This window comes from Solibacillus sp. CAU 1738, from assembly GCF_039888725.1.
GTDB lineage: Bacteria > Bacillota > Bacilli > Bacillales_A > Planococcaceae > Metasolibacillus.
The window spans coordinates 135,545-157,547 of record NZ_JBDQQN010000007.1 but is presented as its reverse complement, the minus strand read 5'-3'; the positions used below and the strand labels follow the sequence as shown (position 1 = coordinate 157,547).

The 22,003-nt window shown below is 35.5% G+C and carries 20 protein-coding genes; 15 read left to right on the top strand and 5 right to left on the bottom strand.

Features of this window, described 5'->3' with window-relative positions; translation table 11 throughout:
* Window positions 1-5 precede the first annotated feature (5 nt).
* A complete protein-coding gene (locus tag AAFN87_RS17535) occupies window positions 6-761 on the top strand; it encodes a 3-hydroxybutyrate dehydrogenase (protein ID WP_347792362.1) in 756 nt (251 codons plus the stop codon).
* A 28-nt stretch (window positions 762-789) separates the two neighbouring features.
* Window positions 790-1,965, top strand: coding sequence for a thiolase family protein (locus AAFN87_RS17530; RefSeq protein ID WP_347792361.1), 1,176 nt, complete (start codon window positions 790-792; stop codon window positions 1,963-1,965).
* A 64-nt stretch (window positions 1,966-2,029) separates the two neighbouring features.
* On the opposite strand, the gene AAFN87_RS17525 is transcribed toward AAFN87_RS17530, so the two are convergent.
* Window positions 2,030-2,626, bottom strand: coding sequence for a TetR/AcrR family transcriptional regulator (locus AAFN87_RS17525; protein WP_347792360.1), 597 nt, complete (start codon window positions 2,624-2,626; stop codon window positions 2,030-2,032).
* Window positions 2,627-2,716: 90 nt separating this feature from the next.
* Between AAFN87_RS17525 and AAFN87_RS17520 the strand changes: the two genes are divergently transcribed.
* Both AAFN87_RS17520 and AAFN87_RS17515 read left to right on the top strand, forming a co-directional pair.
* Complete coding sequence (locus AAFN87_RS17520; RefSeq protein WP_347792359.1) at window positions 2,717-3,406, top strand: CoA transferase subunit A; 690 nt, start codon at window positions 2,717-2,719, stop codon at window positions 3,404-3,406.
* Entirely contained in the window at window positions 3,393-4,049 is a 657-nt protein-coding gene (locus tag AAFN87_RS17515) for a 3-oxoacid CoA-transferase subunit B (RefSeq protein ID WP_347792358.1), read from the top strand. Before AAFN87_RS17520 ends, AAFN87_RS17515 begins: the two co-directional genes overlap by 14 nt.
* A gap of 89 nt (window positions 4,050-4,138) precedes the next feature.
* Here AAFN87_RS17515 and AAFN87_RS17510 read toward each other — a convergent pair whose 3' ends face one another.
* The 3 genes from AAFN87_RS17510 to AAFN87_RS17500 all read right to left on the bottom strand — a co-directional run bounded on the left by AAFN87_RS17510 (window position 4,139) and on the right by AAFN87_RS17500 (window position 8,241).
* A complete protein-coding gene (locus AAFN87_RS17510; RefSeq protein ID WP_347792357.1) occupies window positions 4,139-4,909 on the bottom strand; it encodes an ABC transporter substrate-binding protein in 771 nt (256 codons plus the stop codon).
* Window positions 4,910-5,669: 760 nt separating this feature from the next.
* The gene (locus AAFN87_RS17505) at window positions 5,670-6,098 is read right to left on the bottom strand and encodes a HEAT repeat domain-containing protein (RefSeq protein ID WP_347792356.1); all 429 of its coding nucleotides are present in this window, start codon (window positions 6,096-6,098) and stop codon (window positions 5,670-5,672) included.
* A 538-nt stretch (window positions 6,099-6,636) separates the two neighbouring features.
* Window positions 6,637-8,241, bottom strand: a complete 1,605-nt coding sequence (locus AAFN87_RS17500) for an ABC-F family ATP-binding cassette domain-containing protein (protein WP_347792355.1) — start codon at window positions 8,239-8,241, stop codon at window positions 6,637-6,639.
* 405 nt (window positions 8,242-8,646) lie between these two features.
* Here AAFN87_RS17500 and AAFN87_RS17495 point away from each other — a divergent pair, with 405 nt between their 5' ends.
* The 7 genes from AAFN87_RS17495 (at window position 8,647) to recQ (ending at window position 16,379) form a co-directional block, all read left to right on the top strand.
* Complete coding sequence (locus tag AAFN87_RS17495) at window positions 8,647-9,450, top strand: alpha/beta fold hydrolase (RefSeq protein ID WP_347792354.1); 804 nt, start codon at window positions 8,647-8,649, stop codon at window positions 9,448-9,450.
* 227 nt (window positions 9,451-9,677) lie between these two features.
* On the top strand, window positions 9,678-9,926 hold the full coding sequence (locus AAFN87_RS17490; protein WP_347792353.1) for a hypothetical protein: 249 nt from the start codon (window positions 9,678-9,680) through the stop codon (window positions 9,924-9,926).
* Window positions 9,927-10,133: 207 nt separating this feature from the next.
* Window positions 10,134-10,595 (top strand): NUDIX hydrolase, encoded by a 462-nt coding sequence (locus AAFN87_RS17485; RefSeq protein WP_347792352.1) that lies wholly within the window; start codon window positions 10,134-10,136, stop codon window positions 10,593-10,595.
* A gap of 635 nt (window positions 10,596-11,230) precedes the next feature.
* Window positions 11,231-12,403: an MFS transporter gene (locus AAFN87_RS17480; RefSeq protein ID WP_347792351.1), complete on the top strand. Its 1,173-nt coding sequence runs from the start codon at window positions 11,231-11,233 to the stop codon at window positions 12,401-12,403.
* Window positions 12,404-12,491: 88 nt separating this feature from the next.
* A complete protein-coding gene (locus AAFN87_RS17475; protein ID WP_347792350.1) occupies window positions 12,492-13,439 on the top strand; it encodes a hypothetical protein in 948 nt (315 codons plus the stop codon).
* Between the two features lie 173 nt (window positions 13,440-13,612).
* Window positions 13,613-14,467: a hydroxymethylglutaryl-CoA lyase gene (locus tag AAFN87_RS17470; RefSeq protein WP_347792349.1), complete on the top strand. Its 855-nt coding sequence runs from the start codon at window positions 13,613-13,615 to the stop codon at window positions 14,465-14,467.
* Between the two features lie 145 nt (window positions 14,468-14,612).
* Window positions 14,613-16,379, top strand: coding sequence for a DNA helicase RecQ (gene recQ, locus AAFN87_RS17465; RefSeq protein WP_347792348.1), 1,767 nt, complete (start codon window positions 14,613-14,615; stop codon window positions 16,377-16,379).
* A gap of 447 nt (window positions 16,380-16,826) precedes the next feature.
* Here recQ and msrA read toward each other — a convergent pair whose 3' ends face one another.
* Window positions 16,827-17,345 (bottom strand): peptide-methionine (S)-S-oxide reductase MsrA, encoded by a 519-nt coding sequence (msrA, locus tag AAFN87_RS17460; RefSeq protein ID WP_347792347.1) that lies wholly within the window; start codon window positions 17,343-17,345, stop codon window positions 16,827-16,829.
* Window positions 17,346-17,536: 191 nt separating this feature from the next.
* Between msrA and AAFN87_RS17455 the strand changes: the two genes are divergently transcribed.
* From AAFN87_RS17455 to AAFN87_RS17440, 4 genes are all read left to right on the top strand, one after another.
* Window positions 17,537-18,472 (top strand): LCP family protein, encoded by a 936-nt coding sequence (locus AAFN87_RS17455; RefSeq protein ID WP_347792346.1) that lies wholly within the window; start codon window positions 17,537-17,539, stop codon window positions 18,470-18,472.
* Window positions 18,473-18,548: 76 nt separating this feature from the next.
* Window positions 18,549-19,781: an AI-2E family transporter gene (locus AAFN87_RS17450; RefSeq protein WP_347792345.1), complete on the top strand. Its 1,233-nt coding sequence runs from the start codon at window positions 18,549-18,551 to the stop codon at window positions 19,779-19,781.
* 38 nt (window positions 19,782-19,819) lie between these two features.
* Window positions 19,820-20,197 carry a cysteine synthase gene (locus AAFN87_RS17445; RefSeq protein ID WP_347792344.1) on the top strand — a complete coding sequence of 126 codons (378 nt, stop codon included), beginning with the start codon at window positions 19,820-19,822 and terminating at the stop codon, window positions 20,195-20,197.
* Between the two features lie 462 nt (window positions 20,198-20,659).
* Window positions 20,660-21,931 (top strand): DUF5068 domain-containing protein, encoded by a 1,272-nt coding sequence (locus AAFN87_RS17440; RefSeq protein WP_347792343.1) that lies wholly within the window; start codon window positions 20,660-20,662, stop codon window positions 21,929-21,931.
* Window positions 21,932-22,003 lie beyond the last annotated feature (72 nt).

Genomic DNA, 22,003 nt, shown 5'->3' with positions numbered 1-22,003 from the left:
TTTGTATGACACCAAAAGTAGTATTAGTAACTGGGGCAACAGGTGGTTTAGGTTCTGCGATAGTTGAGAAATTCATTGCACAAGGTGATTTTGTTTACTTACTTGATTTAGACGAAAAACGTATTGATGAAGCTGTAAACCACTACGGCAGTCAAACAAGTGGTTTTGTTTTAGATGTTCGTAGTGAAGAGTCTGTGGCAAATGGAATTGCACGTATTATAGCTGAAAAAGGGAAAATCGATGTATTAGTTAACAATGCTGGCTTGCAACATCGTGATAAAGTGGAAGATTTCCCTTTAGAAAAATGGCAGCTTTTAATCGATGTCATGCTTACAGGCGTATTCCTAATGACAAAATACGTATTCCCACATATGAAAGAAGCGCGATACGGTCGTATCATTAATATTTCTTCTGTTCATGGGAAAATGGCTTCACCAGAAAAGGCTGCTTACGTTGCGGCAAAACACGGGGTCATTGGTTTAACAGATGTAACAGGTATTGAAGGCGCTAGCTTCGGTATTACTGTAAATGCTGTTTGTCCAGGAGCAGTAAAAACACCATTACTCGTAAAGCAATTAGAAGACTTAAATAAATCAGAGGGATTAACAGAAAGCGAAGCATTAAGTCGTATCGTATATCCACGCCAAGCTATGAATCGTTTTATCGAAGCAGAAGAAATTGCAGATACAGTTGTATTCTTAGCATCAGAGGCAGCTAAAGCCATTACGATGGAGCATATTAAAGTAGCTGGTGGAATGTAAGAAAACTTTAAGAAAAGAGGAGAGTATTATGGCATATATCGTTGAAGGTGCACGTACAGCGTTTGGTAGTTTTGGAGGTATTTTTAAAGATGTTTCGGATATTGATTTAGCAGTAACCGCGGTAAAAGAAGCTTTAAACCGTTCAAATGTAGATCCGGAAGAAGTAGATGAGATTATTATTGGTAATATCATTCATACTTCTGCCAACTCAGCTTATTTAGCGCGTCATATTGGCTTAAATAGTGGTTTGAAAAATGAATCACGTGCTCTAACAGTAAACCGTTTATGTGGTTCTGGTATGCAGTCAATTGTATCGGGCGTTCAATCAATCTTACTTGGTGACGCACATATTATTGTAGCTGGTGGTACAGAAAATATGTCACAAGCACCTCGTATTTTACGTGATACACGTTTTGGTTCGCCAAATAAAGTACCACAAATTGATGACATGCTATGGGGGACATTAACAGATAACTATATTGGCTGTGGAATGGGCGTAACAGCTGAAAACCTTGCAGAAAAATATAATATTTCTCGTGAAGAACAAGACGCATTTGCGATTGAGTCACATAAAAAAGCATCTACAGCAGTAGAAAGCGGTCGTTTTGCAAAAGAAATCATTGGTGTGGAAGTAAGAGACCGAAAAGGTAATGTTCTAGTTTTAGATAAAGACGAGCATATTCGACCTCAATTAGATCCTGAAAAAATTGCACAATTAAAACCAAGTTTCAAAAAAGACGGTACAGTAACTCCAGCAAATGCTTCAGGTATTAATGACGGTGCAGCTGCTGTTGTTGTTATGAGTGAAGAAGCAGTGAAAGCACATAATGTAAAACCACTTGCCAAAATTGTTGCCTATGCTGTTGCTGGTGTGGATCCTAATATTATGGGAATTGGACCTGTTCCTGCTACGCGTCAAGTAGTGGAAAAAGCAGGTTTAACACTAGAGGATATAGATTTATTTGAGTTTAATGAAGCGTTTTCTTCACAGTCTTTAGCTGTAATAAAAGAATTAGGTGTACCAGCTGAAAAAGTGAATGTAAATGGGGGGGCAGTTGCACTTGGCCATCCTGTAGGTGCTAGTGGAGCACGAATTTCCTATTCTTTAGCATTAGAATTACATGAAAAAAATGCTCGATACGGTGTTGCATCATTATGTATCGGTGGCGGTCAAGGCATCGCGATTTTACTAGAAAGAGTCTAAAAAATCGTATATAAGGTGTCTTATAAGTGATGGCTTATAGGACACCTTATATTTCTCAAATAATTTAATAGAAGCTATACAAAAAGTGATGAATAGGGGCATTTGCACTTTCGTGTAATGATTTATCGTTTCGTAATGTACACCAGTAATAGATACTTCCCATTACGACCTGAATGAGTGCTTGCTTTAATGCATGTAATTGTAAATCAGAAGAATCCGGATTTTCTTTCAATATTTCAGCTAATAATTCTTCCAAAAGAATGAATAACTTACGATTCGGATTACGGAAATATAATTGTTCTTCAGATTCTAAAGATGTTGAATACATGATTGCCAAAAATTCACGGCCAAATGTTTTTTCTAAGTAAACATACATTTTATGCAAAAAAAGTCGTAAGCGCTCTTTAGCTGATAGATCAGTTGGAAGTGTTATATACATTTTTTCATAGTATTTATCTGCAATAGTAAAATGTTCGTTTAAAATATCGGCTTTAGAATTGTAATGATGATAGAATGATCCTTTTGATGTGTTACATACTTTTACTATTTCATCAACGGTTACATTGATATAACCATTTTCTTTAAATAATTTCAAGGCTACTTTTGCAATAAGTTCTTTCTTTTCCTCTCCTCTTTGTTGTTTTTTCTCTATTTTGTTCATATTTTTTCTTCCTCCGTATGCAGGTTATATTTGTATTTTAAAACAAAATTATACTACGGTATAGTTTTGTGATTTGAAAGGGTGATAGACATGAAAAATAAAGTGGTTCAATGTGTTACAGAATTGAAGGATATATTTAAAGATAACCAAGTAATTTTAGCAGGCGGATTTGGTTTATCTGGTTCACCACTAACTGTAATTGATTTAATGGCAGAAACGGATGTAAAGGGATTACATATTGTAAGCAATAACTTAGGGGATCATGGAATTGGATTACACAAATTATTTATTCAAGGGCAAATAGAGAAAGCTATTGGTTCATTTTTTACGATGAACCGTGAAGCTGTTGTTGCTTGGTCAGAAGGAAAGCTTGAAATTGATTTAATACCACAAGGAACGTTAGCTGAAGCTTTACGTTGCGGTGGTGCTGGTATTGGTGGGTTTTATACGAAAACAGCTGTAGGGACAGAATTAGCAAAAGGGAAAGAAGAACGGGAAATTGATGGAGAGCGTTATATTTTTGAAAAAGCAATTAAAGGCGACGTTGCTATAATTCGAGCAAAAACAGCCGACCGTTTAGGGAATTTAACTTATCACACGACTGCTCGAAATTTTAATCCAATGATGGCAACTGCTGCGAGCGTTGTCATAGCTGAAGTAGACGAAATATTAGAAGTAGGCGAGTTAGATCCAGAAGTAATTGTCACACCGCATGTGTATGTTGATTATATCGTACAAACAAAATATACAAAGGTAGGTGAAAGTTATGTCAAAGCTTGATGTTCGTGCTGTCATTGCGAAACGCATTGCACAAGAATTAGAAGAAGGGCAAGTGGTCAATTTAGGGATTGGAATTCCGACTTTAGTTACTTCATTTATGGAAGGTAAAGAAGTATATTTACAATCCGAAAATGGTTTACTTGGAATGGGTCCTCCACCAACAGAAGATCAAGTCGATGCTGATTTAATATCAGCTGGAAAAGAGTCTATTACTATTTCAAGTGGTGCTTCTTTCTTTGATAGTGCAGATTCGTTTGCAATGATTAGAGGAGGACATATTGATGTCGCTGTTCTAGGTATTTTGCAAGTAAATACAATGGGGGAAATAGCAAACTGGGCAGTTCCAGGACAACCAATTTTAGGTGTAGGTGGTGCCATGGATTTAGTTGTTGGTGCTAAAAAAGTCATTGGTGCCGCCACGTTATTTACTAAAGACGGGGAACCGAAAGTGGTGAAGGATTTATCCTATCCAACAAGTGGTATTCGCCAAATTGAATTACTTGTAACAGAATATGCTGTTTTCGCTTTTGAAAATGGAGAAGTTATAGTAAAAGAAATCATTGGCGATTTATCGTTTGAAGAATTGCAGGAGAGGTTAAGCATCCCACTTCGTAATGAGGCGATTTCTTTAATTAATATGTAATAATTGATTTACTCTTAATTGCTGGCTGTTTTACTAAGAAAGAATTAGACACTTAACTGCATTATTTGCAGCTAAGTGTCTAATTTGCTTTATGTAAATATCTTTTGGAAATAATGCGCGGCTTCTTTCATCTTTGAACCGTACCAAAACATTTCGCCATTAATAATTTGGATAGTCGTATTTGGCAAATGAACGGCTAATTCATCAATATGCTTTTGAGCAAAAGGGAAGGGCTCTGTCGATAAAAATAAGTAATCGAGTTGCTCCTGTTGCAATGCAGTTATATCAACGGCTGGATAGCGTCCTTCATACGTTGTAAATGGATTTTCAAAGCCGAGAGTTTGCAGTACATCGTTAATGTATGTAGTTGCACCCACAACCATATAAGGTTTACGCCACATCATATAGGCTGCTCTTCCACGTTTTTTTGGTAGCTGTTGAAATGATTCAGAAACTTCTCCGAGTAATTTTGTGCTTTCTTCCTCTCGTCCTGTTAGCATACCAGCATCTTTTATCATGCGATAAGCTTCATGAATAGATTCTATTTGGAATACGAAGACAGGGAAATGGGTTTCTAGCATTTCAATGATTTCTGGCGTATTTTCTTCTTTCTCAGCGATAATTAAATCAGGTTGTAACGATTGAATTACATCAAATTCTACTTGTTTTGTACCACCAACAATTGTCGCGTGCTCCACTTGTTGCTTCGGGTAAATACAATATTTAGTTCGTCCAACAATTTCCTCTTCTAAACCTAAGTGATAGAGCGTTTCTGTAATAGCTGGACAAATCGAAATAATACGCTTTGGAGGAAATGGAATTTGTACTTTTCTACCTAAATGGTCTATGATTTCTCTCAAGTGAACATCTCCTTTATAAATAGTTTGTTAAAAAAAATACTAACACTAATTAATATAGCGAAAGTCGGCGAGTGTGGCTGACGGCTACGCCTTTCGCTGCAGAGCAAAGCTTTCGGTGAGAAAGCAATAAAAGAACGAAGGCTAAAAACGTCACATCGTGTGACAATTTATCTGCGCGAAAGCAAAGCGACAGCGGCAACGCCTTCGTGACTAACATCCCTGCAACTTAGTGAAAGAGGCTCATCTCTCGCCCACGGAACGAATTCGTATGTAGTGCGAAAATACGAATAATTCAGATATATTTATATAACATTATCCGTAAATTTAGATGAGAAAGTTAATAATGTAATTGTTTCATTTGAATTTACTTATGAATTTCTGATAAAAATAATAAATGATTAAATAAGAGACGAACAATAAAATCGTAAATACAATTGACGAGTAAAGGAAACTACCATATTTAGAATAATTATATATTAATACTAAATATGAAGAGATCAACATTATTAAAATAATACAAATAAATGCTATATTGATTAGTGTCTCTTTAAATCTACCTTTTAACACTCAATATCAACTCCCTTATATGTCATGGTCGCACTATTATTCATTATTCTTATTATACTATGATTTTCCTGTGGAAGTGAAAAGAAAAACGATTACGTGAACAAAGATCCATTCACGTAATCGTTTAAGTTTTTTCTTGGCCTTTTTCAGTGCCGCCATCCATAAAAGGAGAGAATGGTTTTTTTACGACTGTTTACAGCTTAGCCCAACGTTCCTCTAACCAAGTCATAAATTGTTCACCTTTGTCGCCTTCATACGCATCATATACATCTATACGCATGCGTTTTAGCTTCTCTGCAAAGTCAGCCACTGTGTGGTCTTTTGGTAAGCTTTTTTTCACACGTAGGAAAATTTTATCTGTACCTTTAATAATATCAAAACGAGCAGGTGTTGGTTTTTCTACGTTCTCACCAAACGCTACAAGAGCTTTGTAAGCTGCCATTTGCACTTTGTAAACTGTATCATTTTTCATACGATTATTTAATAAATCGATAACTTTTGCATGTTGATAAGCTGATAACGTTTCAACTGCTGCTAAACGCTCGCGCCAGCTAGACGTATAGTTTGCTTGTTTCTTTAATGCTTCATATTGTTCTGGTAATTCTTTTTCAAACTGTTTCAAGTAATTGCACCTCTTTTTTTAACTAGAGGAAAAATTGAATTCTTCTTCTGCTTCTTTACATTATACGTTGTTTCGATGGAAAAAGCGATGAATAGTATTTAATGATTCCGTTTATTAAATGTCAATACTATGCGCGGGTACATATACAAACAGCATGAAGCGGTCCCATGGTGTAAATAGATGTCCTATTGGCGAAAAGAATGTTCCCATGAGCGGAAATTAGGTTGCCACGGGCGAAAAGTGGGTTGCCATGAGCGAAAATTAACCTCCCACGGGCGAATCGCTACTTTTTTCATGGTACATAGTAAGTATTTGCTTATAAATTTTATAATAGTAGAAAATATAAAAAAGAGTGATCTCCTGCCTTTTTCGGCAAAATTAAGTACATACCCCAACAAATATAATAGAACCAATTTAATATTAAAAAATCCCCCGATCTCCTCCCAAAAAACAGGGGGAGAACGGGGGAATGCGGAAAGGCTAAAAATTCGTCACTTTATAAAACGTTGATAAATCAACACTTTGAAAGTTGTACGGGTTATTTAATTTTCTCTTTATCTTTCCACTCAAGGAATTCATCATAAGTTAATTGCTTGTCAAGAATTGAACCGTCTTCACGGATTTCAATTACACGGTTAGCAATTGTTTGAATGAATTGGTGGTCATGAGATGTGAATAACATTGCACCTTTAAAGCGGATTAAGCCTTCGTTTAGTGCTTGGATTGATTCTAAATCTAAATGGTTCGTTGGTTCGTCTAAAATTAAAACGTTTGAGTTTGATAGCATCATTTTAGAAAGCATGCAGCGAACTTTTTCTCCCCCTGAAAGTACAGAAGGGGATTTTTTCACTTCTTCACCAGAGAATAGCATACGTCCTAGGAAGCCGCGTAAAAAGCTTTCTGTTTCGTCATCAGGTGAGTATTGGCGTAACCATTCAACTAATGATTTTTCGCTACCAGTAAAGTATTTGTCATGGTCATTTTCAAAATAGCTTTGTGAAGTTGTTACGCCCCATTTGAACGTACCAGCATCCGCTTCAGCTTGACCAGTTAAAATATCGAACAATGCTGTTTTCGCGATTGGACTACCAATTAGTACGATTTTATCTTCTTTATTCATAGAGAAGCGAATGTCTTTAAATAATGTTACGCCTTCTTGTGAGGCAGATAAACCATCGACTGTTAATACATCATTACCAATTTCACGTCCAATTTGGAAGTTGATGAATGGATATTTACGGCTAGATGGTTTAATGTCATCAAGCTCGATTTTATCTAACATTTTCTTACGAGAAGTGGCTTGGCTTGATTTAGAAGCGTTCGCAGAGAAACGAGCAACGAATGCTTGTAGCTCTTTAATCTTTTCTTCTTTTTTCTTGTTTTGATCTGCCATCATTTTTTGTGCTAATTGACTAGATTCATACCAGAAATCATAGTTACCAACGTATAGTTGAATTTTACCGAAATCAAGGTCCGCGATATGCGTACATACTTTGTTTAAGAAGTGACGGTCATGGGATACTACAATAACTGTATTTTCAAAGTTAATTAAGAACTCTTCTAACCATTGGATAGCTTTTAAGTCAAGGTGGTTGGTAGGCTCATCCAGTAATAGTACGTCTGGCTTACCAAATAGAGCTTGAGCTAATAAGACTTTGACTTTGTCAGAACCTTCTAGGTCAGCCATTAGCATGTAATGAAGGTCGTCGCCAATTCCTAAACCATTTAATAATGTTGCTGCTTCTGATTCAGCTTCCCAACCATTTAGGTCAGCGAATTCACCTTCTAATTCTGCAGCACGCATGCCATCTTCATCAGAAAATTCTTCTTTTGCGTAGATCGCGTCTTTTTCTGCTTTTACTTCCCAAAGACGTTTGTTCCCCATAACAACTGTATCTAATACGTTAAACTCATCGTATTCGAAGTGATTTTGTTTTAGGACAGATAAACGCTCATCTTTACCCATAGATACGTGGCCTTCTTGTGCCTCGATATCACCAGATAAAATTTTTAAAAATGTTGATTTACCAGCACCATTAGCACCGATTAACCCGTAACAGTTGCCAGGTGTGAATTTAATATTTACGTCGTCAAATAATTTACGGTCGCCATAGCGAAGACCTACACCACTTACTTGAATCATGTAAGTTCCTCCTCGTGATTTGGATTATAATTTTGTGGTTTGTTAATGATTTAAACCTTTTTACACAATACTTTTTATTATATCACATAGGATAGGTGAAATTAAATAATGAGATAACTTTTGTAAAAAGGTAAAAGATTAGGTTAGCAAATATCATTAATTTTCTCTGTTTATTACTTTTTCCTTAGCTTCAACAAGTGTAAAAAGTGTACCTGAAATAAGATTCAGCGATGGACAACTAATAGAAATAGCACACTATACCTACAATCAAACTTTTGATAAATTCACTTATATAAAAAGCAGTTTAGTTGAACAAGAAAGTTTGTTAAAATTGTAAAATATGTATGAAAGGATTAAATATCCATGTCGATACATTCGGTTTACAGAGAAAGGGGCAACAAATACATGTCAATTCACCATAAAGTAATTGGAGATGGATATCCCATCATTATGTTGCATGGTTGGACACTTGACCATCAAGTAATGTTACATGCAATGGAACCGTTATTCGAGAAACGAAGCGGTTGGAAGAGAATATACATAGACTTACCCGGTATGGGGCATTCCGAGTCACACCCATCTATTCAGAACTCTGATGATATTTTAGCAGCGATATTACGTCTTTTGGATGAGATTATCCCAAGTCAACCGTTTATTATTTGTGGTAATTCATATGGAGGGTACATTGCAAGAGGTATAGTCCGTTCACGACAAGACACAGTTCGAGGATTATTACTGATGGCACCATTGACTATACCTGAATTCGATGAAAGGGTAGTACCACCGCACACCGTTCTAAAAAGAGACAGTAAATTGATTTCACATTTGTCCCCAGAAGAGGCTGATGAATTTTGCTCCATGGGGGTAGTACAAGGTCAAACTGAATGGGAGAGGTTTCGAAATGAAATTTTACTTCCTTCTAAACAAACTAATTATGAATTCGTAAACCACATTCGTCAAAATGGCTATGACTTTACATTCGATATTTCATCAAAACTTGAGTATCCCACGCTAATTATCACTGGGCGTCAGGACAATGTAGTCGGATACCATGATGCGTGGCGACTAATAGAAGATTACCCAAGGGCAACTTTTGCAGTGCTTGATATGGCTGGTCACAACCTACAAATCGAGCAAACCGATGTATTTAACGCATTAGTTCATAATTGGTTAAATAGACTTGAGTCAGAAGTTTTTCTGATGGAATAACTTTTCATAAATATGAGTTTCCTATTACATTAACGAGGTCTTTACTTGAATACTTATTCGAATGCACCCAAACACTGCTTTGGGTGTATTTTTTATTAAACAAAAGAGGTAGGTTGTTGTACAATATTATGTTTTATATTGAAACTTTTACCAATATATTACGTCGGATTTACGTATGGAGAATTGTTGTGGAGTGTGCAATTTGATTTTGAAAGGGGAATTTAGATGTGATGAAAAAAGCTATAATTTCAGGAATTGCATTTAGTTCAATTTTGTTAGTTGGGTGTAATGGAGAGCCCGAAGTGGAAGTAATAGATATTATGGAAAACGGGGAATTTGATGCAATTTTACCACCAGAAAATATATTTCTTTCAGAATTAAAAGATGAAATAATCGTAGCTATTACAGAACAAACGACAATTGAGGCGGATTCAATGATGTTAGAAGGTATTTTAAAGAACTTTCTATATCAGTAGGTTTCCTGAAGGATGTAAAAGTTGATGATACGTTGATTCAACAAATAGTTGAAGATTCTATTAAGAAAGTTTCTAAAACAGAAAACGTAACAATTAGTGAAGAAAATATCAAAATAAAAATTGAGAAATACTAACGGAGAAGTTCTTAAAGGAAAAATGAATTTATTTGATAATAACGATTATCTGAGAGAATTTAAGGAGGAAATGATGGACTACATACAAACAATTCGTAAGTTAATTGGAAATGAAGTGCTAATGACTGTTGGCTGTGGAATTATTATTGAACAAGAGAATAAGATTTTACTACAACATCGAAAAGATCGAGATGTTTGGGGTATCCCAGGCGGTTTTATGGAGCTTGGGGAAACCGTTCTTGAAACTGCTGTGCGCGAAACATTTGAGGAAACAGGATTGAGAGTTGAACAATTAAAGTTGTTTGGTATTTATTCAGGTAAAGAAGGATTTGCAGAATATCCGAATGGAGATAAGGTTTTCAGCATTCAGATCATTTTCCATTCAAGTTGTTTTTCTGGAGAATTAATGCACGATACAGAAGAAAGTCACGAACATAGATTCTTTACTCGCAATAACCTACCTCATTTGAATGCACATCAAGAGCGATTCATCCAGGATTGGGTAAATCAAGTGACCTTGCCTATAATAAAATAATCTGATGGAGTTCGACCATTAAAAGGGTAGAGATAACAACTTTTTCTTGAGCAACTTACGGGTGCTTTAGTGCAACAAGAACTAATAAAGTATACAAAACAAACCTAATAAAAGTTCCCAAATGACAGTTTGGAAATGATCCTAAAAGCCGTAGATGTTGTTAAATCAACGTTTGTTGGCTTTTTATATGAACATTAAACAAAGAAGCAGATTAATGATAATAGCTAAGGCAATATTGAGAATTTTATTCAAAGATATTTACTTACCTACCTCATTAACTATCCTTGATTTTAAAGGGTATACCACTTATAAACTTCATAATCCATCTTCAACGTGAATTTAATATTTACGTCGTCAAATAATTTACGGTAGCCATAGTGAAGACCTACACCACTTACTTGAAGAGTTCCTCCTTAATAAATACGTCAATTTTCATATGATTGTTTGGAAAAGAACGCAATGTCCTCTTTTGTACACAATACTTTCTATTTTGGCGTGAAATAAATATTATTGATATTAGCAATAATGGACAAATTAAAACACAAAATAAATTTATGCGATGGACAGTAGAAAGGTTATTGGACATCTGTTAATATGTTTTACTAGCATTATGTATAGAAGAAATGAGGATTTTTATGCAACAAATGAAAGGTTGGAAATTTATTTTAGCTCTTGTAGCAATTTTTTTAATTTCCATTAATTTAAGACCATCGATTACGTCTGTTGGTCCATTATTGAATACGATAGGTGAGGATTTGCAAATTTCCAATACGAAAATGAGCTTACTGACATCAATTCCAGTATTCTGTATGGGGTTATTTGCACCACTCGCAGTTCAATTCCAAAAGAGAATGGGTTACCGCATGGCGATATTCTTTTTTGTAACATTAATTGGTATCGCCACATTTGCAAGATTATTTTTCACAAGTTATGCATCACTACTTGTAACTTGCTTTGTTTTAGGCTTTGCCATAGCAATAATAAGTCCGATGATCAACGCATTTATTAAAGAAAAATTCCCAGAACAATTGGCATTAGTTATCGGATTATATTCACTAGCAATCGGTGCGGGTGCAACAATAAGTGCAGGATTTTCAGGGATCTTTTATGAGCGTTTTAATAGCTGGTCATTTGCACTAGGCATATGGGGTGTACTAGCTATTGTCGCAATGATTATATGGTTAATAGCAATTGATAAAGACAAGACAGTAAACGACGTTACAGTTACCGATGAAGCGGCTCGCAATCCATGGAAAACGAAAACTGCCTGGCTATTACTATTTTACTTCGGCTTACAAACATCGTTATTCTTTTCGTTAACTACGTGGCTATCACCAATTGCAATGGATGAAGGATTTTCACTACTAACTGCGGGGTCAATTTTAACGACAATGTCGATTGTACAATTAGTTAGTAATATTTTTATTTCAATGCTTATTCAAAGGTATCCAAATCGTATTGCGTGGTTATACGGCTTACTGGCCATTGGTGCTTTAGGTGTTGCTCTTTTATTTTTCGAAGCAGCATGGGCAACATGGACTGGCGCAATCATTTTAGGGATTACATTAAGTGGTTTATTCCCAATTGGCTTGATACTACCATTAGATGAAGCGAAAAATAAACGTGAAGCGAATGAATGGAGCGCGATGGTTCTTTCAGGAGGATTTATGATGGGTGCGATTACCCCATTATTAATTGGTATCGTTTATGATATGACCGGTACGCATTTCTATACGAAAGTGATTTATGCTCTATTATTTATCGCACTGTTTATTTCAGTGTACTTGATTCAGCGAAATAGAAAATAAAATCGACAGGAGAAATCAATTACGATTTCTCCTGTTTTTTAATAGCTTCATGCGCTAATATAAATACAGAAACTTGAGGTGAATTATATTGAAAAAGATTCTATTAATAATGGTGATGCTATTACTGAGTGGTTGCCAAAGTAATGCCAATCAATCAGTTAACTCGATGTTTGAAAAACAAGAGTCAGCACCCGTTGAAAATGTTGAGCCAAATGTAAAAGTATATAGTACTAGTGGTAGTGCAGATGGTTATGTTATTTATGTAGATGGAAGAGAAAAATGGATTGTGACTATTGGATCTGTTGTGAGAGCTCATCCAAAGGCACTTGTTGTACTAGCAAACGGTCAACAGCTTGAAGGGGAAATACGTGTCCTGAATTCTGAATATAATTTCGCACTTATTTCTATAAAATCATCTGCCAATATTATCCCTTATGAATTAGCAAATACACCAAGTGATTCTACTAAGGAAATTGGGGGAATTGTAGCAAAAGATAATATATTGCAATCCTTTACATCATTTAAAATGGTTGATGGGGAAATACAGCCTGTAATTATTCAACCTGCAATAATTAAACAAGCAATTAATCCGAAAGCGAAGTCAATTCTTGAAGATCGTCAGGCTTTTAACAGCGCAATGAAAGATTATGAGGTTATAGAAGTGTATGATATGTCAGTATTAGACCAATATGAGAAGGCAACATTTACATACAATCCAGATGATATTGAGCAGTTTACCCATTTGTTTATAGAAGACTTTAATACATTTTTACAAGAAGGTAAGTTGGATGAAATTAATAAATATATTGCATCTGATGATTTAAAGAAAAAGCTAATAGAAAGTTATTCAGTTACAGAAAATGTTCGATTTGAAGTGAGCAAAATTAAACAGATTACGTATGCAGATACTCAATTTATTGTTGAAGCAGTAGCGGACTATGTTACTGGCAAAGAAACATCGGAGGTAAAGATTATTTTGAAACTTATATTGATTGATAGCGAATATAAAATCATCTCAATGAATATAATAGAATAATGGGAATGTTGTATTTAAGAACTAATTTGCGTTTAAGAGCGAATTAGTTCTTTTTTGACTCTTTTTTTTGACGAGCATTCGAATTTTGTTTATTGTTAATATAGATATAATTTTCTGATTATTGAATAGTTTAGATATTTCGTTTGCGATAATATTAGATTGTAGGTGGAATAATGTATTTTCCGAAAGAGGTAGAAATAATCGAAGTTGGACCGCGTGATGGATTACAAAATGAAAGTCAATTCGTTCCAACAGCATTAAAAAAAGAATTAATAAAAAAACTTAGTGCAACAGGGGTTAGGCGAATTGAAACAGCTTCATTCGTTCATCCAAGGGCAGTACCACAAATGGCTGATGCACAGGAAATTGTTGAATTTTGTAAAGAGATCAATCTTGATTTTATTGTGCTAACTCCAAATATGAAGGCGTTGCAGCTTGCAATAGATGCTGGAGTAAAACAAATTGCAGTATTTGTTGGAGCTAGTGAAACTTTTAATCAAAAAAATATTAATCGCTCCATCGAGGAATCATTACAAGAATGTGTAAATATGTTTGCTAAAGCTAAAGAGCATAATCTATTTATTCGAGGGTATGTGTCGATGTGCTTTAGCTGTCCATATGAGGGGGCTGTGTCCTTTGATCAAGTGGAACGGGTTGTACGCCATTTTGTACAACATGGAGTAGATGAAATTTCAATTGGTGACACGAATGGACAAGCGACACCTAAAATTGTTTATGAACGTTTTAAGAGATTACTAGAACTTTTTCCAAACACAGTGTTTGTTGCTCATTTCCATGATACGAACGGTTTTGCTTACGCCAATACTATTGCTGCGATACAAGCAGGTATAAAGAAGTTTGATAGTTCAATAGCGGGTCTTGGTGGATGTCCTTTTTCACCTGGTGCAACAGGCAATATTTCAACAAAGAAACTTGTCGAATTACTGCATAAAATGGATATCGAAACAGGTATTGATGAACAATCATTACAACTAGCAAATCAATTTGCCAAACAGCTTATTGATTAACATGACTTTGAGCGTCTTTAAGGCGCTCCTTTTTTAATGTAACTATATATACTTTTAATAATATTATTATGTAAACTAAATCACAGAACATAACGTTCAAAATCTATGTATAATAGAAAGAGAGGAAGGATGAAATAACGAGATTATGATGACATTAGCAAAACAACATTTAAAAACTTACTTTGGATATGATACGTTTCGAGAGGGCCAGCAGCAAGCAATTGAGCGTGTATTAGCTGGACAAGATACTCTTATCGTTATGCCGACGGGTGGAGGTAAGTCACTTTGTTACCAAGTACCTGCGCTCGTACTAGAAGGAACAACAATTGTAATATCGCCACTTATTTCATTAATGAAGGATCAAGTTGATATGCTTGTTGCAAGCGGTATACGGGCAGCATTTATTAATAGTTCTCAATCGTATGAAGAAGTACAAGATGTAATGTATGGTGTGCGCAGTGGGCAAATAAAGCTTCTTTATATTGCTCCAGAAAGATTAGAAAATGAAGCTTTTTGTACGGAGTTAATGAATATTCACGTACCGCTAATTGCTATAGACGAGGCACATTGTATTTCGCAATGGGGCCATGATTTCCGCCCTAGTTACCGTGGAATTCAAAAAATATTGAGGCTATGGCAACAACGTCCGACTATTATTGCTCTTACTGCAACAGCTACACCAGCAGTTTGTGACGATATTCGTTCGATTTTAGCTATATCAGATGATAATACGTTTATAACGGGATTTGCGCGGGATAATTTACATTTTTCAGTACAGTCTGCTGTTAGTAAAGATATGTTTGTCAAGCAGTTTATAAAAAACAATCAAGCTGAGTCAGGCATTATTTACGCATCTACAAGAAAAACAGTGGAATCGGTTTATGACATGCTACAAAAAATGGGTGTGAAAACTGCAAAATATCACGGAGGTATGGGGGAAGAAGACCGTACATATGAGCAAAATCGTTTCTTGCGTGATGAAGTGCAAGTAATGGTGGCGACAAATGCCTTTGGTATGGGTATAAATAAGACAAATGTGCGCTTCGTTATTCACTACCAAATGCCTCGCAATATGGAAAGTTATTATCAAGAAGCTGGGCGTGCGGGACGAGACGGCTTGCCTAGTGAATGTATTTTGCTTTATGCCTCTAGTGATGAGCAAACGCAGCGCTTCCTAATCGATCAAGCATTAGACCGCTCGCGAATTCCTTTAGAATTAACAAAGCTACAGCAAATGGTCGATTATTGTCATACAGAAAATTGTTTGCAAAGCTATATTATTAAGTATTTTGGTGAAGAAGAAGCTGTTAACTGTAAGCGATGCAGTAATTGTGCAGATGAACGACCGAAGGAAGATGTTACAGAGCAGGCACAAAAGGTATTATCATGTGTTGTAAGAATGGGACAAAAATTTGGGAAAACGATTACGGCACAAGTGTTAGCAGGCTCTCGCAATAAAAAAGTAACAGAGTTTGGTTTTGAAAGACTTCCGACATATGGGATTTTAAAACCGATGTCAGCAAAAGATATTGCCAATTTTATCGAGTTTTTAATAGCTGAAAAACTCCTCGCTGTTAGTAATGGACAATTTCCTACGATATATGTGGCAGAGCGCGGCAAGGAAGTTTTGATGGGGAATTCACAAGTTGTTCGCCGCAAACATGTAGAGCAGCGTGTTACAACGGAGAACGACCCATTATTTGAACAATTACGTACCATTCGTAAAACAATTGCGACACAAGAGGGCGTACCACCATTCGTAGTATTTTCGGATAAAACATTGCAAGATATGTGTGCAAAACGCCCGCAAAATGCAACAGAGTTTCTTGCAGTTAGCGGTGTAGGGGAAAGTAAGCTTGAAAAATACGGCGATGCATTCCTAACAGCAATTAACGCTTTTGTTCAACAATAATATTATTATGTAAACTAAATATTTTTACAAATGGCTGTACTGCATTGAAGCGAGTACAGTAGGTTTGAATTAAGTATAAATGTTGGGGGTGTGGTGATAAATTCATTGCACCCCTTTCTAACATAGGGCGTTGATTTCCGCTTTGGTCCGCGCGGTTTCCCCGGGGCACGGCTCCAACTAATTTTTTCCGAGAAACTCCCGGAAAAAATGGATTTTCCGCTCGCGCTTATCCCGGTGGAGTCGGCGGCCCTCCGCTACAATCAACGATTCTAGAAGGTAGTTCAATCGAAAAAAATTTAAGTATATAAGAAATAGCGGGAAAAACGAATGAAATAGGCGATATTTTCATTCGTTTGAATTTTGTGGGAAAATTCTTAAGTAAGATTTTATCGAACTTTATTATTAATTATCAATCATTATTTGAAACCAACTAGATCAGCCATTTCGTTATTTTTCCCAATGCACTTGGATAAAATCATCACGACCGGATTTACTACGGTCTTCTTTATAATGCTCAGGGTCTTTTTTGTAATAATCTTGATGATAATCTTCTGCTGCGTAAAAAGTATGTGCTTCTCTAATAGGAGTTACAATTGGCTTGGAAAAACGACCACTTTCAGCTAACTTACTTTTTGATGCTGCAGCAATTGACTGTTGCTCTTCGCTATGTGTAAAAATCGCCGTTGTATAAGATTCACCTCGGTCATGAAATTGCCCACCTGCATCAGTTGGATCAATTTGCATCCAAAAAATATCGAGCAATTTTTCATAGCTAAAAATCGCTTCATCAAATTCAATCTGTACGACTTCTAAATGCCCCGATTGGCCACCTTTAACATCTGCATACGTAGGTTTTTCTACATGACCGCCCATATAACCGCTCGTTACTTTATGTATACCGTCCCATTCATCAAACGGCTTAACCATACACCAAAAACATCCGCCAGCAAATGTAGCTTTTTGCACGATAATCACTCCAATCATTTAAGACATATTGTAGCATGACATAAAAATGCTACACAATATTCAATTTTTTCGTAAACTACAAGGGCTAATCTGTGACAGGCTGGGAGAAAGTAGTATAATGGTTGTACTACTAGGAACAAAATGTGAGTGACAATCGTCAACATAGCACGAATAAAAAAAGGAGAAAGAGAATGGCACAACAAGATCGTGAAACTCGCTATAATAAGAAGCGTTTAAGAAAAGGGCGCTTGCTTATTTTCTTGCTACTAGTACTATTTATTTTGTGCGGAGTTTATATTGTACAGCAATATAACAGTGGGAAGGAATATGCAAGCCAAACGAAGATTCCTGAAGAAAAATTTGTCCCAGATGAAAAAGTAAATAAAATTGAAAACTATTTAATACTTGGCGTAGATAGTCGAGGAGAAGAGAAATCTCGAACGGATACAATGATGCTGCTTTCATGGAATAGAGAAACTAATAAAATGAAGCTTGTTTCATTTATGCGTGATATTTATGCAGAAATCCCAGGTTTTCAATCTTATAAACTAAATACAGCATACTATTTAGGTGGTGTGCAGCTTTTAAAAGATACGCTAACAAATATGTTTGATGTGCCAATACATCATTATGCTCTAATAGATTTTAAAAGCTTTGAAGAACTGATTGATATATTAGCACCAAATGGTATAGAAATATATGTTGAAAAAGATATGTCAGCTTATATTGGTGTCTCGTTAAAGCAAGGAACGCAAAGGCTAAATGGCCAACAATTACTTGGCTATGCGCGCTTCCGTCATGACGCTGAAGGAGATTTCGGTCGTGTAGCACGTCAGCAAAAAGTAATAGAAGCATTGAAAGACGAACTGTTTTCTCCTAGTAATGTGAAAAATTTACCTAAATTTGTTGGTGCAGCACAAGGTTATATTACAAGTGATTTAACATCAGCACAAGAACTCAAAACAGTCTTATCTGTCGTGGCAGGTGGTCCAGTCACAATTGAAAAAATGACGGTTCCATTAGAAGGGACGTATTCATTCAATTCTTATAGCCATGCAGGATCTGTCCTTGAAATTGATAAAGAAGCAAATAAAACAGCGTTACATGAATTTTTACAGCTAAAATAGTATTTTTATTACTAATTGGTTTTTTCATGTTAATATAGAAATATTAGAAAATTTGACAATTGGTCGGGGTGGTTTTTTGGAACACGAGAAAGAAAATTTACAAGATAAACAATTGCCACAAGAGAAGTCCAATTTTTTCTCGACGCGATTTATCCGATTTTTAGGCGGAAAAAATTTATTGTTCTTGCTAATTATTGTATTGTTAATAGGCTGTGTTATATTAGTTTACGACAAAATAGCCTTTATTTTTCAACCACTGCGAGTATTATTTGAAGTTGTCGTTTTGCCAGGGGTATTAGGGGTTATTTTATATTATTTACTAAGACCGTTCCTACGTCTTTTCATGAAATGGCGAATACCAAAAATATGGGGCATTCTCATAATTTATTTAGGTGTAATAGGGCTCATTACGTTACTTGTATTGCTCGTTTATCCATTTTTACGCGATCAATTTACAAATTTAATGCAAGAATTCCCAATTTACTTTATGTCTTTTGTTGAAGACATTGTATCTTGGATGAACAGTTCAAGGATAAGTGAATATTTTGAATTGATTAACTTAAATTATGATGATGTAGTGATGAAGTTAACAGGTGACCTAGTCAATACGGTAAAAGATCTTGTTACAGGCTTTGCTTCTGGTGTAGCTAGTGGTATTACAGGCTTTGTATCTGCTTTAACAGGGTTTGTTTTATCGCTAGTAATTGTACCGTTCATCTTATTTTACTTACTGTATGAAGGCGAAAAAATGCCGAAGTTTATTTTACGTTTATCGCCTCCAGGTATACGCGGCTTCGTTGGTGAAGTGTTGCATGATATGGATAAACAGTTTAGCTCTTATATTCAGGGCCAAATTTTAGTATCCATATGTATAGGGATGATGGTAACAATTGGCTTTTTAATTATCGGTTTAAAGTATGCATTACTCCTTGGCTTCTTAGCGATGATTACGAGTGTTGTTCCATATCTAGGTCCTGTTATTGCCATTACACCGGCTTTTATTATTGCCATTGTGTCAGAACCATTCATGGTCGTGAAGCTAATTATTGTATGGACAATTGTACAGCTTATTGAAGGGAAGTTTATCTCTCCTCAAATTATGGGGAAATCACTCAGTGTACATCCAATTACAATCATTTTCATTTTGCTAACAGCAGGTTCATTGTTTGGTGTACCAGGAGTAATTTTAGGGATTCCGGTATATGCTTTAATGAAAGTACTCGTAACACATTTCTATACATTATTTAAAATTCGTTACAACCGATTCCAAACGGATCCAGACAATTTATACAAAGATATTAATCGATAGCTTATGCTATCGATTTTTTATAACAAGGGGGATGCCAATTGAAAGTATTTACAGTGATTGAATTCGATTCAGTAAAAGTGGAAACCATTTTAACGAACATGGAGATTATTGAAGGGGATACGCTAAATGGCTCTCTCTTTGTAACCGCAGAGGACGAGGCAGAGCATATTGATTTCATTACATTGAAGGTGCTTAAAATGTCGGGTGAAAGTTATTCAATTATCGGCAAGCATTCAGTAGAAATGGTAGGGACGATTCACACGAAGGACGCAGAAATAGTACCGTTTGAAATAATCCCAGATGAGCGTTGGGGATGTTTAGAAGGAGAAAAAATTATTTTCCAAACAATTGTAACTTTCTTAAATGGCACTGAAGTTAAGGCTGAAGAGGAAATTACATATACGTTATTAGACTAAAAAAGCTATCTTTCACATGTATTTTCGTGTGGAAGATAGCTTTTTATTGTAGTTTGAATTTTATAAACAGCAAGAGTACTATTTCGAGGCTCTAAACTATATGCTGTTCCAGGACTAATGCTGTTTATAAGGTACTGGATAAGCATTTAGATTTAATATAAGTAACATCGCTTTTTATGCAATCTCTACTGACACACTCTTTAAGTTTGATATTTAACCATTTTCTTAATTATTGCCATGTAAAAAGGTTCCCGCACCTGTTCATTCTTTAATACGTTAGAACTATTCAATTTGAGTAATAGATAATCTGGTTGTCTTGTTCCTAAAATGACGTTTTACATAATTATACAATCACTTTGTATTACTATACTATCTATTTTTACATATTTAGGTATTTTAGGTTTATTTTGGCAATCGGTGTTTTATACTTGTTCAGGAAATCGATAATGGGAGTGTAAAATTATGGTAAAATATTTGAAAATTTCTTCAGCAGTTCTTTCTTTAATGTTACTAGCAGCATGTGGTGAGGATAAATCAAATGAATCACCAAAGGATTCAGAGGCAGCTGAAACATCAAGCAATTCAGAAACATCTGCTGAAGATACGACTAATGAAGCTACAACAAATGATAAGGAAACAGAAGAGGAGGAGTCAGAAGTACAGGAAGTGGGGGCAGCTTCCGGAGAAATATTTAACCCAAACATTGCCAAGCAATCGGAAGGGAATGTTGAAGTTATTTATACAAATGAAAATCCAGGTTATTTGCATGATATGGATGGATTTAAAGTAAGTGTAGACGCATATCAAATAGTTAAAGTAACCGATATGAATACTGATTTCTATATCGAATTTGATGATCAAACAGAAGGGTATGTAATTACAGCAAAAGTAACAGTCGAAAATACAATAAACAAGACAATGAATTATCCTCTTAACATGAACATTCAGTTGACAGGTCCATCCGATTATATTCATAAACGAAATACGTTTGTGAGAGATGAATATCCAAAATCAGCTACTGAAAAAGTGACAAAATGGGCTGCAGGAGAAAAAGTCACTGGCCTTGTAACATTTACTTTGACGAATGATGATTTTAAGCTTTTAGATACTGTGAAGCCTAAATTTGTCATTGAAGGTGGCGTTGCCGATAATGATCAATTCTCCGGTAGCTACAAAGGAAATGCGATTTTCGACTTTACGTATAATGAGGTACAAGCCGAGGCTGTTGCTAGTGCACATGTGTTTTACCCAGATCGTCTAACTACAGATAACATGGCTGATAAAGAGCTGATTTTTGAGAACATGGCGATAAATGAGACGCAACAATTGGCAGATGTCAAAGTAACGCTTGAAGGGATTCAATATACTGAAATAATCCCAACGAAAGCTCATGAAGATCGATTCCGAAATTTTGGGGATAATGGCATTGTCGCATTAACAGCAAAATTCATTATTGATAATCAATCTAGTGAGAAAATTAGCATTACGAATTTAAGTTCAAAAGTAACGATTGATCAAAATCGAGGAAATGTTTTTGCGCAAGGAATGGTAGAGCCTAATAATCCTCGATATATTGAAGCAGGGGAACAAGGTGAGAAATATCATGTTTTCTTATTTAGAAAAGATGAGTTCGAAATCTTTAAAAGGTTTGATTTAGAATTCGGTCCGTTTGTACAAGATGATGGCAAAAAACAATTTAAAGGTCATTCAGTGATATTCTCATTACCAAGATAAGCTATATTATTGGAGAATGGATCCCCAAATAGGTTTTAGTATATTTTTAGTGTTGAATAAGCTTATGCAAAG